Raw genomic sequence first — 13,712 nt, 5'->3', positions numbered from 1 at the left:
GCCGACTGCGGACTGCCGACTGCGGGGCTATGCGCCACGCGTTTAATAATCCAAATATTCCTGAAACGAAAGCTGTAAATACGCCTGCCCTTTGCGCTCAGTACTCTTCGTCACGTTGTTTTTATCATCCATAACATTTGCGGAAATATTGTCAAATATTATATAACCGGTTGTATCTATATAGCCAAATCCATCATTGAATACGTAAAAAGCAAATCCTGATCCGGGTGCAAGCAGATCTTTACTCCAGACAAATCCTTTACTCTCAAAGCCAATCTGATTGAGCAATGTTTTTGCTATATCCGTCTGTGAGCCGATTTTATCAATGATAGCAACTTGTTTATTGATCCCATTTCCCATTTCCCATTTTCCATCTTCTATAGCTCCTCCTATCCATAGCATGGGGATTTTAAATTTTTCTCTTTGATGCAATGCAGAATATCCCGGGAGCCTGTGACCGTGATCTGCGGTGATTATGATCAAGGTATTATGCCACCATGCTTTGTTTTTTGCCTGTTTAATAAATTCTCCTAATGACCAATCTGTATAATGAGCAGCGTTTAAAAATCTTGCCCCTTCATCCAGCCCCCCCCTAACCCCACCGAGGGGAGCTTTTGGTATTTCAAACGGTTCGTGACTACTGAGGGTAAATATTGTAGTAAAAAATGGTGTTGGCGTAACATCCAGATCATCCAGCAGCCTGTCAAAAACCACATGGTCATGCGCTCCCCATTTGGAATTCCAATTCTTTGGATCAAAATCATCTTTGCCAACTATTTTATCAAATTCCCCATTGATCAGGTAAGATTTAATGTTGGCAAATTCTAACTCACCGCCATAATAGAAGGATGTATGGTAAAAATTCTTTTTAAATATCTTGCTTATGAATGGTAGGTTAGCAGTCTTACTTGGTATCATAACTATAGACCTTACAGGTTGAGCAGGAAAGCCGCTCAAAATAGCTGGCAGTCCCTTATCACTTCTATCTCCGCTCGCATAGATGTTTGTAAATAATATTCCTTCTTTTGTCAGTTTATTGAAATTAGGAGTGATCCCTTTTTCTCCACCTAATGATCCGATAAGTTTTGAAGTAAAGCTTTCAAGAATGATAAGGAGTACGTTTGGATTTTGGATTTTAGATTTTAGACCCGCCTGCCATAGGCCTTTGGCGGGCAGGTTTTGGATTTCTCCATCCATCCCTTGTTCCTGGATAGAAGTAGTTTTGAACAGCTCTTTAACAATTTCTTTGGCTTCCTCTTCAGGTAAGTAGTTATAGGGATTTGTTTTTTCAAAAGATCTTTCAACGATAGAATGACAAAAATTCCAGGGTACATTGACGGCAGCATGATTGGCAAAGTTGTTTTTTGAAAAATAAACGTGACTTTGATTAATGGCAGCGAGTTGAAAACCACCCCTGATGGGAATGATCAAACATGCTGTTAGAAAAAGGATAATAATAAAACCAGCCCCCCCTAAATCCCTCCTGCCACTATTCCTTACCGAATCGGTGAATGGGTGAATTGGTGAATCGGTGAATCGCTTCGTTTTCCTGTTCTCCGTTTCTCCGATTCTCCGTTTCTCCGATTCAGGGGGGCTTGGAGTTAGAGGGGGGAGGTAGGGGCTGTGCGACTTTAAAAATAAATAAACCGAAACGGCAATAAGGATTACAAAAAAGAAAATACCGCCCAGAATTTGGGACATTTCTACCGATGCAAACATTTCTTTAGGAGTTTTAAGATACATCAATGGAGTTGCATCCAGTCGGTATTCCCAGTATGTGTATAATTCCAAATCTATCACAGTTAATACAGAAACAAGTATTAAGATAATTATCGTATAAAAAGTAATTGAATATTTTGTAAAACGATCAGGAAGATAATATGATAATGAGATTATAAAGAATGGGATAACAGATGTGTAAGCAGTGAATGAAATGTCAAGCTTTAATCCATTGACCAGTATTAATAGAATTGTACCAAGATCAAGCTCAGCGCTCAACTTGTAGTGATACAGCAGGAAAACGATTTTGGTGATAACAAAATAAATGACCCAGAACAGGAAATAAGTTATAAGAAAAAATAGTCTCTTCTTCATTTGAATAGAGATTTACTTAATGGAATTACAAAGGTAGTAAGAACAATAGACAATAGACAATAGAACAATAGGACAATTTAACAATATCATGATGATGCAATGATTTTTATAGAAAGTCTTAAAATTGGTTAAAGTTTCAATATAGTTTCCCGTATTTTATCTACATTTTTCAAAATACCCCACTAAAATAGGGTGCTTTCTTACAAAAAAGCATAAAATTTCCTACTTACCTATTAAAATTTAACCTAATTTTCTTGCATATAATATTTTTTCATATATTTGCCCCAAAAATTTCTCGTATAGCCCCGGGTACCCGGGGCCATGCGCTCTGTGTTTTACAATTTACATTTTAAACTATAAACTTTAAACAAATGTCAGTATTACGATTCAAAGCGCTCGAAGCTGCAGGCAGCAGGAAACCTGTAGCAGTAAAGGCCCCGTCAGAGAGGATATCTGATTACCTGGGGTCAAATGTATTTAATGCCGAAGCCATGCGTACCAGGCTTTCTTCATCAATCTTCAGGCGTGTTGAAGCTGCGATTGGGCATGGAAAAAGGATAGACCGGGAAGTTGCTGATGAGGTAGCTTCTGTAATGATGTCATGGGCGATCTCAAAAGGGGTTACCCATTATACCCATTGGTTTCAACCCCTGACAGGGGCAACGGCAGAAAAGCATGATGCCTTTTATGAACTAAACGGATTGCCAAAACCAATGGAAAAATTTGCTGGAAAGGAGCTGGTACAACAAGAGCCGGATGCTTCTTCATTTCCCAGTGGAGGCATTCGCAATACTTTTGAAGCAAGAGGCTATACAGCATGGGATCCCACATCTCCGGCTTTCATCTTAGAGAAAAATGATTGCAAAACCTTATGTATTCCAACAATTTTTGTTTCTTATACCGGTGAAGCGCTGGATTATAAAACACCCATGCTCAAATCCTTAACCGTATTGGATCAGGCAGCTACGAGTATTTGTCAATATTTTGACCGGAATGTGAATAAGGTAGTAGCGACCCTGGGACCCGAACAGGAATACTTCCTGATTGACAAAGCCTTGTACAACGCCCGTCCGGACCTGATGCTGACAGGACGAACTGTTTTGGGCCGTAGTTCTGCCAAAGACCAGCAGTTGGAAGATCATTATTTTGGGTCAATTCCTTCCAGGGTGCATGCTTATATGGTAGATTTTGAGATCGAAGCGCTCAAGCTTGGTATTCCTGTAAGAACGCGTCATAATGAAGTTGCTCCCAGCCAGTTTGAATGTGCGCCATCCTTTGAAGAAGCCAATTTAGCTGTTGATCACAACCAGATGCTGATGGACCTAATGGACAAAGTTGCCGAGCGTCATAATTTTAAGGTGTTGCTGCATGAAAAACCATTTGCAGGCATCAATGGAAGCGGTAAGCATAACAACTGGTCAATGATAACCAATACAGGCATAAACCTCCTTGATCCGGGTAGGAAGCCTAAAGATAACCTCCGGTTTCTTGTTTTCTTTGTCAATACCATCAAAGCCATTTACGATTATGCTGACCTGTTAAGAGCCTCCGTTGCTTCGGCAGGCAATGATTACCGGCTAGGAGCCAATGAAGCGCCCCCGGCTATTATTTCAGTATTTATTGGTTCACAATTAACGGCAGTATTGGATGAGCTTGAAAAGAACGCCAAGGTCAAAATTGATAAAGGAGACAATGTATATTTAAAGCTTGGTATTAATAAGATCCCGGAAATTTTATTAGACAATACCGACAGGAACAGGACTTCCCCTTTTGCATTTACCGGCAACAAGTTTGAGTTCAGGGCTGTTGGCGCTTCTGCCAACAATGCAGCTCCTATGCTGGTTTTAAATACCATCGTTGCCAACCAGCTTATAGAATTCCAAGGTCAGGTAGATAAGCAAATTTCAAAGGGTACTAAGAGAGAGATAGCCATTATCAATGTATTGAGAGATTGTATTAAAGCCTCTAAAAAGATACGATTTGAGGGAAATAATTATGCGGAAGAATGGATCAAAGAAGCAGAGATGAGAGGTTTGCCTAACATTAAATCTACACCCAGGGCGCTTGATGCTTATGTTTCTGAAAAGGCTAAGAAACTGTTCGGAAAATTTGATATATTCGGAGAACATGAGCTGGAGGCACGCCATGAAATAAGGCTGGAAAATTACATCAGGAAGGTTCAGATAGAATCAAGAATAATGGGTGACATGGTGTTCAACCAAATTATTCCGACTGCTATAAGCTATCAGAATAAGCTGATCACCAATGTAAAAGGCTTAAAGGAGGTTGGTGTCAATGGCAGCCATCGCACAGCTACTTTAGATATTCTCAAAAAGATCTCTGAGCATATTTATGCGATCAAGACCAACGTTGAAGCGATGATCAATGCCAGAAAGAAAGCCAATAAAACAGTAGATACCCGGAAAAGAGCGATAGCGTATTGTGATAAGGTTGTCAGTTATTTTGAAACCATCCGCTATCATGCAGATAAGCTGGAGATGGTTGTAGATGATGAGCATTGGCCTTTGGTGAAGTACAAGGAGATGCTGTTTTTGAGATAGACTTTTATTATTTATTTTAAGCCTTTTTAGGATGGTCTTCCCTGTAAGAAATTATAAAGGCAAAAATACCAACAATCAATACACCAACGCAAATAATAGTAACATTCAATAACATTATTTTTATTTTACAAAGATAATGATTTTATTATTTCAATATAAACTTTTTTTAGTTTATTTCTAATTTCATAAGGTAATTCTTCTAAAAGCGTAATTTTTTTTGGTTCGTAAATATGTGAGTAATGCCAACTGTCAATTACTTCTCCACCACCCCCGGCATCCCCAAAATCCTTCCGATCAATAATACAAGATACAGGTTACCTCCGATCGCTTCTATTACCGCAAGGTTTCTTACCAGGTGGGATACATCAGCATAGGCAGGTTCAAGCCCGCACAATACATTAAAGCTGTAATAGATACACTCAAGCCAGCTTCCGAATCCGGAGGGGATATATACACCAAAACAGGCGGGTTGTATGAGGTGAACGAATTGATAAATGCTTCCGAAAGAAATACCAAAGGTCAGGTAAATACAGGCAGCGCCCCATATATGGTTCGTGGTAATTTCTCCTTTTTTAAAAATATCCAAAACCGCATAAGCCAAAACAATTCCCTCAATAATGATCAGTGCGGTTTGTATAATGTAATAAAAAGGCCGGTTATCATCAACAAATTTGTAAAACGGATTTTCGGCCATGACAGCTATTAAAAAAAGCACTGAAAGCGTGGCGAAAACAAAAATGATCAGGGCCTTATTTTCACTGTGATTTTTTATCAATATGCATAATACAAATGCATAGCCGCCTGCAAGCGCCAGATGGATCAGGTTGATGTATTTGATCAAGAATTGAAGATCCAATAACTCCTGGTAGGTTACAATCAATAATATATCTTCCAGGACAAAATAACCGACAATAACGATTGATTCAACGATGACTACGCTTCGGTAATAGTCGCTTTTATTATTATCTGGCTTTTGTTGTGTTATTGCGTCTTTCATGATTTTTTTGTAAAAGTTGTTAAAATAATATTAAATTCATATTTTTGTAGAAACTTATTTATTAAATTTGTTTGCTAATATAAAAAGCATTAATTTTTCCCAAACTTAAAATGCTTTCATCCTGTACAACGTGGTGAAAGATGACAATTATGGAATCAACTTTAGATATAATTTTAGCGATTATTGTACTGGCATCTATGGAGAAGCTCAATGCAATAAACCCCTATTTAGGGTTTCTAATTTTGTTAGGAACTGCGGTTTATATAATATTAAAGATCTATTATTTAATTAAAAATAAAGGTAAATAAATAAACAATAAACTATAAACAATGAAGCACCTAAAATTATTTTCATTCACAGCGCTAAGCATTAGCTGTCTGCTGGCTTCGTGCAATATGGAAAAGCGGATTTACTTTTCCGGCTATCATGTGGAATGGAAAAAAAGAGGGCATCATTCCGGTGAACAGCAAGCAGCAGGCGGAAGCAATAAAATAAAGGAAACTGAAGCTGAAATTGCAGCAACGGAAACATTCGCAGGTGAAACAATTACTGCATCGGTAGGCGATCAGCCGGCTCTGGAAAAAGAAAAAATTTATCTGTGGGCAGTTGATAACGAAAAAACTACTGCTGTAGAAGACCAGGATGAATATACTATTGAACCTTTTGGGAAAAAAGAAATCACGCCTGCCACACTGCACAGTGATGGAAGCAAACTAAACGGAATGGCGCTTCTCGGATTTATCTGTTTTGTGCTTGGGCATATTCTTTTCCCGCTGTGGCTTTTAGGAGTAATTTTCTCCGCAATTGGGCTGCATCAAATAAAAAAACACCCCGACAGATGGAAAAGCAGAGGCCTGGCAAGAGCAGTTTTAAGAATTGCTGCGGTGGAAATTATTTTATCGATTATGGTTCTACTCCTGGTCCTGCTTATTTTATTATTGGATTTGGGTAGCGATGGCTTTGTTTGATAGTAAGCTGAAAGGTGGTTTAGATTTTAAGAAGTGAGTCCACTCTAATAAGTCATTTTTGCCACAAAATCACTAAAACACTAAATTCCACCAAAAATTAACTAATTGATTTTCAGTATTTTGTGGGATTTAGTGTTTTGGTGGCATTTTTATTTTTTGGACTTATTAGAGTGGACTCAGTTATGAATAAAGAAATTAATAAATAATTGTGTCTAAAAAGCACGTTTTGGAAAGTAACTGATTAGTGATAAAATAAATTTCCATCTAAACCGGATCCACATCAACCACAATATACGGATTCTTAAATTCCTTTACTTTCTGCGTTTGCCGGACAGCATCACTGATAAGCGCTTTTGCCTTTTCTAAGTTTATTTTCCCCTTTTCCAATTTTATAATAATATCTTTGATAAACAGGTTCCGGATCTTATCTATGAGCGGTGATTCCGGGCCGAGAACCCTGGATTGGCCTAAGTTCCCGTTGAGTTTCTGTGCTAAAAATTGGGCAGTAAACCCGGCAATATCCCGGTCTTTGTGTTTTACTGAAATTTTGATCAACCTTGAGAAAGGCGGGTAATTATATTTTTTTCTTTCCGGGAGCTCATTTTCAAATAAGCCGCAATAATCATTATGAATGATCTTTTCAAAGACCGGCTGGTTAGGATTTGATGTCTGGATGATAACTTTTCCCTGTACATCTCTTCTTCCCGAACGGCCGCTCACCTGCGTAAGCATCTGAAAAGTTCTCTCCTGCGAGCGGAAATCGGGGAAATGTATCATACGGTCTATATCAAAAATTCCCACTAGTCTTACGTTGTCAAAGTCCAGGCCCTTGGTCACCATCTGTGTACCAATCAGGATGTCTGTTTTGCGTGATTCAAAATCGTCAATGATATTTTGATAGCTGTATTTTTTCCTGGTTGTGTCAGAGTCCATTCGTTGGATGTTAGCATCCGGGAGTAATAGCTTAAGCTCTTCTTCAATTTGTTCGGTTCCATAGCGCATTGTTATGACTTTTGCAGAACCGCAGGCCGGGCAGCTTTGTGGCGTCCGTTCTTTATATCCGCAATAATGGCATCTTAGCTCATTGGTGTGCATGTGGTAGGTCAGGCTTACGGAACATTGGCTGCATTTTTTTATCCAGGCACAATCATTACAAGTAATGTAGGGTGCGTAGCCCCTCCTGTTTTGAAATAAAATAGCTTGTTCATGGTTATTGATGGATTTTTTTAGTCCATCTAATATATCTTTAGAGAAAAAAAGGTTCTTGCCCTTTGCCTGGAACAATGCTCTTATATCCACTAATATAATTTCAGGCAGTTGAGCAACTCCATAACGTATTTTTAAGTCGACTAATCCGTATTTTCCTTCCTTGCTTTGAAAATAAGATTCAACAGAAGGTGTAGCTGACCCTAATAAAATTTTGCACTTATGAAGACGGGCAAGCATCAGGGCAGTATCCTTCGCATTGTACCTTGGTGCAGGATCGTGTTGTTTGTAAGAGCTGTCATGTTCTTCATCTACGATGATAAGGCCGAGGTTGTCAAAGGGTAAGAAAATGGATGAGCGAACACCAACTACAAATGAAAATTTACCTGAAATCACACCCTGCCATACTTCCACGCGCTCATTATCCGAGAACCTGGAGTGATAAACACCCATGCTCTTACCAAAGACTTTTCTCAATCGGCTGACTATTTGAGTGGTTAGTGCAATTTCGGGAAGCAGGTACAGCACTTGCGAACCGCTCTCCAATGCCTTTTGGATCAGGTCAATATAGATCTCTGTCTTGCCGCTGCCGGTGATGCCGTGGAGTAAGACAATTTCTTTTTCATCTAATTGTTTTAATATGCTGTCTCTTGCTTTTTGCTGATGATCAGTAAGAATTATTTCGGAACTGGCCTTTTCTGCGGATCCATGAGTGTCTTCAAATCTGGAAACAATGATTTCGAACTGCTCAAATATTTTGTTTTTTATAAGGGTATTGAGTGCAGAGAGGGATACTGGGGTCTGGGTGCTGGGTTCTGGGTTGTTTTTCAGGGGTTCAAAATTTTGGTAGAGACGACCAAATTGGGCGTCTCTACCAAAATTTTGAACCCCTGAAGATTTTGTCAAATTATTTTTGTCTAGTCCCTCATTGTTCAGTTGGAGATTATCTTGTAGAGGGATATGTTGGAGATATTTTAAAAGAACATCTAATTGCTGAGGTTTTTTTTCCAGTTCATTGAACAAATTTTCCAGTTCCTTTTTAGATTTGACGTATTTTTGGTTGAGACGAATTTTGTTGACGAATTTAGGCTTGTATTTTTCTGCTACTTCTTCAAAAATGATGATGGCTCCTTTAGCTATCAGTGATTTGATGAGAGGGTTAATGTTTTTTTTATCCAATAGTTTTGATACTTCGTTATAGGGAATAGTTTCATATTTTTTTAGCGCTGAAATGATCTTTTCTTCATCAGGTGTGTAGTGTAGAGACGCCCCACGGTAGAGACGCCCAATTTGGACGTCTCTACCGTGGGGCGTCTCTACACTATGCAGGGGATGTAATTGGATCTTTGACTCGCTGGATAATTTTAATCCCGAAGGCAATGCAGCGTTGAGCACTTCCCCAATAGTGCACATATAATATTCTGCAATCCAGTTAAAAAGCTCAAACTGGTGGGAATTAAAGCTTGGCTCATCATCCAACAATTCCATAAGATATTTTGCTTCATATTCCTGCGGTGGATTTTCATGGATATGAACGATAACAGCGGTAAGTATCCTTTTTTTGCCGAACTGAACAATTACCCTTGAGCCAATTTTAACCAGAGAATCTAATTCTGACGGGACTTTATACGTATATGGTTTGGGAAGAGGGAGGGGGAGGATTACGTTTACGAATTTCATTAGAAAGGAATTTCGTCCTTAAAATCTGCATCTGTATCTATATCTTTATACTTATTTGTTTTAAATTGTGAACATTTGTGTAAACGAAGGTTCCTTTATTCCCTAATTCCCTATTTACAACCTGCTGCCACCGCTATTACCACCATTTAAAGTCAAATGAAAAAAAGTTGGTGTATAAAATTTCTTCAAAAATAATAAAATTAAGTTATATAGATGAAATTTGAATCCAATAAAATGTATCAATCTTTATTTTCGTTACACCAAATTTATTATTTTCTTACTTTTTTTGTTATAAATAAAAATATCCCTACATTTGCGATCCCGTTTGAAACAATAAAAAAAGTAAAAAGTAAAAAGTAAAAAGTAAAAAGTAAAAATAATGTTAATGTTGCGGGCGCAGTGAAGCAATCTCTTCCAAATACAGGGATTGCCACGCCTTCGGCTCGCAACGTTAACACATGAATACTTAGTTTAAATGTATCTAACAAGTAAAAAAAAACAGGAACTTTTTAAGAAGTTTAGTTTTACCAAATCAGAAACTGATACGGGTTCTCCTGAAGCCCAGGTCGCCCTTTTTTCGCACAGAATAGAATATCTCACTGAGCATCTGAAAAAAAATAAGAAAGACAAATCCACAAGATTGGGTTTATTAAAATTAGTAGGAAAAAGAAAAAAGTTCTTAAATTATCTTCAGAAAAAAGATATAGAAAGGTACAAAGCGATTATTGGTGAATTGAAGATCAGGAAATAAGGCGCATGGCGCATAGCGTTTCCCACGTTGGAGCCCTTTTCCGCCCTGCGCTCTGCTATTTTGTTAAAATTCGCATTTAGATAATGAAGCAAACTAAAAAACTAAAACCAACAACTAAATAACCATAACTAAAAACTAACAAACTAATAACTAAAATAATGTTACCAAAACCAATTTCCAAAACCATTGAATTACCTGACGGAAGGGAGATCACACTTGAAAGTGGAAAATTAGCAAAGCAGGCAGATGGATCTGTAATAGTACGCATGGGTCAAACGATGTTGCTTGCTACTGTTTGTGCAAATAAAGAAGTAAAAGAAGGCATAGATTTTATGCCCCTTTCTGTTGATTACCAGGAAAAATTTGCCTCAGCAGGGCGTATTCCTGGTGGCTTTCTAAAAAGAGAGGGCAGATTGTCAGACTTAGAGATCCTTGTTTGCAGGCTTGTTGACCGGGTCTTACGTCCAATGTTTCCTGATGATTACCATTGCGAAACCCAGGTAAATATCTTTTTAATATCTGCAGGGAAAGAAATTTTGCCAGATGCTTTAGCTACCTTAGCTGCATCTTCTGCTATAGCGGTATCGGATATTCCATTCAAAAATCCTGTATCCGAAGTCAGGGTATGCCGGGTGGATGGTAATTTTTTGATCAACCCTACACCAGCTGAAATAGAAAAGGCAGATATAGAGTTGATCGTTGGCGGAACAATAGAAAATATTGTAATGGTAGAGGGCGCATCGGATGAGGTTCAGGAAGCTGACCTGTTGGAAACGCTAAAAGCAGCTCATGAAGCTATTAAAGTTCAATGTAAGGCACAGATCGAATTGTCTGAAATGGCTGGTAAAACCAAAAAACGTGAATATGTACTTGAAACAAATGATCCTGAATTAAAAGAAAAACTTGAAGCGCAGTTGTACGACAAAGTTTATAAGGTTGCTAAATCCGCTATAAATAATAAGCAGGAAAGATCAGTCGCTTTTAAAGCGATTAAAGAGGAATATATTGATGGTCTGCCTGAAGATCACGAAGAAGACATTTCCCTGATCAGCAAATATTTTCATGAAATAGAAAAAAAGGCAGCCAGGGATGCTATTCTGAAAGATGGGGTTAGGCTGGATGGACGTAAGACGGATGAGGTCAGGCCTATTTGGAGTGAGATTAATTATTTACCGGCTGCACACGGTTCATCAATATTTACCAGAGGTGAGACGCAATCTTTAACCTCAGTTACGCTGGGTACAAAATTAGACGAGAAAATGACTGACAGCGCTATGGAAAAAGGGTTTAGCAAGTTTATGCTTCATTATAATTTTCCATCTTTTTCTGTTGGGGAAGTCAGGCCAAACAGGGGGCCTGGCAGGAGGGAGATCGGCCATGGCAATCTTGCTCTCAGAGCATTGCAAAAAGTGCTGCCGCCAAATGAGGATAACCCCTATACTATCCGTATCGTTTCTGATATTCTGGAATCTAATGGGTCTTCTTCTATGGCAACGGTATGTGCCGGCTCGCTCGCGTTAATGGATGCAGGCATTAAGATCAAAGAGGCTGTCTCGGGGATTGCAATGGGGCTGATTACAGATACTGCAACTGGTAAATATGCTGTTCTATCTGATATCCTGGGAGACGAAGATCATCTGGGAGATATGGATTTTAAAGTTGCCGGTACATCCAACGGTATTACAGCTTGCCAGATGGATATTAAGGTTGGAGGCCTTTCTTACGAAATTTTAGAAAAAGCTTTACTGCAAGCTAAAGCAGGAAGATTGCACATACTTGATGAAATGAATAAAACCATTTCTGAAACCAGTAAAGAGCTAAAACCGCATGTACCGAGATATCATACAATAAGGATTGATAAAGAGCTTATAGGTGCAGTGATAGGCCCGGGAGGAAAAGTGGTACAGGGAATTCAAAAAGAGACCGGAGCTACAGTTACTATTGATGAAGTGGATAGTATTGGGTTAATAAATATTTTTGCGGTTGATGTAGACGCCCTTGATAAGGCTGTTGCGATGGTTAAAGCAATAGTTACTCTGCCTGAAGTAGGAGAAGTGTATGATGGCAAGGTGAAATCTGTGATGCCTTATGGCGCTTTCGTTGAAATATTGCCAGGTAAAGATGGTTTGTTACATATTTCAGAGATCAAATGGGAACGACTCGAATCTATGGATGATGTGCTGCAGGTAGGTGAAGAACTGAAAGTAAAGTTAGTTGATATTGATAAAAGATCAGGTAAATTAAAGTTGTCAAGAAAAGTTTTGCTGCCAAGACCAGAAACCAGTGAGGCGAGTAGAGAATAGCTTTCATCTGGAAAATAATAGAACTTTATTGAACTTTTTTTTGTTTATTCCGTTTGTAGCATAGTGTATAATATTAGGAACATAATACTTCGCCTGTCTGTCGCAGACAAGTAAGTTGATTAAAAAGTCGGCAGTCCACAGTCGGTAGTCAGCAAATTTGCCGACTGCCGACTGCCAACTGCCGGCTTAATGTTGAAACTTTGGATTTTCATTAACGAATATTTTTGGCATTATAGACAGACACTAATTAACCATATATTGTGAGACAACTCAAGATAAGCAAACAGATTACCAACAGGGAGAGTCAGTCATTAGACAAATATCTACAGGAAATTGGAAAAGTAGATCTGTTGACTCCGGATGAAGAGGTTATTTTGGCTAAAAAGATCAAAGAGGGGGACCAATATGCCCTTGAAAAATTAACGAAATCCAATCTTCGTTTTGTGGTATCGGTAGCAAAGCAATATCAGAACCAAGGACTTACCCTTGGTGACCTGATCAATGAAGGCAATCTTGGCTTGATAAAAGCCGGCCAGCGATTTGATGAGACACGAGGATTTAAATTTATTTCTTATGCTGTTTGGTGGATAAGGCAGTCAATCCTTCAGGCATTGGCAGAGCAATCCAGGATTGTCAGGTTACCTTTGAACAGGGTAGGGTCTTTAAATAAAATATCTAAAACATTCTCAGCATTAGAGCAAAAGTTTAAAAGGGAACCCTCTCCCGAAGAGCTTGCTGAAGTAATGGAAGTAAAAACTTCTGAAGTAGTTGATACTATGAAGAATGCGGGCAGGCACGTATCGATGGATGCTCCTTTTGTTACGGGTGAAGAAAACAGCCTGCTTGATATTCTCGAAAATAACACTACCGGACCTCCCGATACCAGCTTGATCAATGATTCTTTATGTAAGGAAGTACAACGGGCTTTATCAACCTTAACAAAACGTGAGGCAGATGTAGTTACGTTGTATTATGGTTTGAATGGCCATCCTGCATCGAGCCTGGAAGAGATTGGCGAGGAGTTTAATCTAACAAGAGAAAGAGTCAGGCAGATTAAAGAAAAAGCAATCAGAAGATTAAGGCATACCTCACGCAGTAAAACATTAAAGCCATACCTGGGTTAAAAAAGTTGACAGTTGACCCCGAGCACTC

At 38.7% G+C, this 13,712-nt stretch carries 8 protein-coding genes; 5 read left to right on the top strand and 3 right to left on the bottom strand.

Features of this window, described 5'->3' with window-relative positions; translation table 11 throughout:
- Positions 1-42 precede the first annotated feature (42 nt).
- A complete protein-coding gene (locus FVQ77_02980; GenBank protein ID MBW8049306.1) occupies positions 43-2,094 on the bottom strand; it encodes a sulfatase-like hydrolase/transferase in 2,052 nt (683 codons plus the stop codon).
- 371 nt (positions 2,095-2,465) lie between these two features.
- Here FVQ77_02980 and FVQ77_02975 point away from each other — a divergent pair, with 371 nt between their 5' ends.
- A complete protein-coding gene (locus FVQ77_02975) occupies positions 2,466-4,655 on the top strand; it encodes a glutamine synthetase type III (protein ID MBW8049305.1) in 2,190 nt (729 codons plus the stop codon).
- A 253-nt stretch (positions 4,656-4,908) separates the two neighbouring features.
- On the opposite strand, the gene FVQ77_02970 is transcribed toward FVQ77_02975, so the two are convergent.
- Complete coding sequence (locus tag FVQ77_02970; GenBank protein MBW8049304.1) at positions 4,909-5,652, bottom strand: hypothetical protein; 744 nt, start codon at positions 5,650-5,652, stop codon at positions 4,909-4,911.
- A gap of 329 nt (positions 5,653-5,981) precedes the next feature.
- Here FVQ77_02970 and FVQ77_02965 point away from each other — a divergent pair, with 329 nt between their 5' ends.
- On the top strand, positions 5,982-6,620 hold the full coding sequence (locus FVQ77_02965) for a hypothetical protein (protein MBW8049303.1): 639 nt from the start codon (positions 5,982-5,984) through the stop codon (positions 6,618-6,620).
- Between the two features lie 264 nt (positions 6,621-6,884).
- Here the strand turns inward: FVQ77_02965 and priA are convergent, their stop codons facing one another.
- Positions 6,885-9,506, bottom strand: a complete 2,622-nt coding sequence (priA, locus tag FVQ77_02960) for a primosomal protein N' (GenBank protein MBW8049302.1) — start codon at positions 9,504-9,506, stop codon at positions 6,885-6,887.
- A gap of 475 nt (positions 9,507-9,981) precedes the next feature.
- Here priA and rpsO point away from each other — a divergent pair, with 475 nt between their 5' ends.
- The 3 genes from rpsO to FVQ77_02945 all read left to right on the top strand — a co-directional run bounded on the left by rpsO (position 9,982) and on the right by FVQ77_02945 (position 13,684).
- A complete protein-coding gene (gene rpsO / locus FVQ77_02955) occupies positions 9,982-10,257 on the top strand; it encodes a 30S ribosomal protein S15 (GenBank protein MBW8049301.1) in 276 nt (91 codons plus the stop codon).
- Positions 10,258-10,415: 158 nt separating this feature from the next.
- Positions 10,416-12,560, top strand: coding sequence for a polyribonucleotide nucleotidyltransferase (pnp, locus tag FVQ77_02950; GenBank protein ID MBW8049300.1), 2,145 nt, complete (start codon positions 10,416-10,418; stop codon positions 12,558-12,560).
- Positions 12,561-12,820: 260 nt separating this feature from the next.
- Complete coding sequence (locus tag FVQ77_02945; GenBank protein ID MBW8049299.1) at positions 12,821-13,684, top strand: RNA polymerase sigma factor RpoD/SigA; 864 nt, start codon at positions 12,821-12,823, stop codon at positions 13,682-13,684.
- Positions 13,685-13,712 lie beyond the last annotated feature (28 nt).

The sequence above is a fragment of the Cytophagales bacterium genome (assembly GCA_019456305.1).
Lineage (GTDB): Bacteria > Bacteroidota > Bacteroidia > Cytophagales > VRUD01 > VRUD01.
The sequence above is the reverse complement of the archived record's forward strand: the minus strand, read 5'-3'. Positions and strand labels throughout refer to the sequence as shown.

What these genes read in the sequence shown, in the direction of transcription:
- FVQ77_02980 (MBW8049306.1), bottom strand. Translation starts at nt 2,094, where the DNA reads ATGAAGAAGAGACTATTTTTTCTTATAACTTATTTCCTGTTCTGGGTC.
- FVQ77_02975 (MBW8049305.1), top strand. Translation starts at nt 2,466, where the DNA reads ATGTCAGTATTACGATTCAAAGCGCTCGAAGCTGCAGGCAGCAGGAAA.
- FVQ77_02970 (MBW8049304.1), bottom strand. Translation starts at nt 5,652, where the DNA reads ATGAAAGACGCAATAACACAACAAAAGCCAGATAATAATAAAAGCGAC.
- FVQ77_02965 (MBW8049303.1), top strand. Translation starts at nt 5,982, where the DNA reads ATGAAGCACCTAAAATTATTTTCATTCACAGCGCTAAGCATTAGCTGT.
- priA (MBW8049302.1), bottom strand. Translation starts at nt 9,506, where the DNA reads ATGAAATTCGTAAACGTAATCCTCCCCCTCCCTCTTCCCAAACCATAT.
- rpsO (MBW8049301.1), top strand. Translation starts at nt 9,982, where the DNA reads ATGTATCTAACAAGTAAAAAAAAACAGGAACTTTTTAAGAAGTTTAGT.
- pnp (MBW8049300.1), top strand. Translation starts at nt 10,416, where the DNA reads ATGTTACCAAAACCAATTTCCAAAACCATTGAATTACCTGACGGAAGG.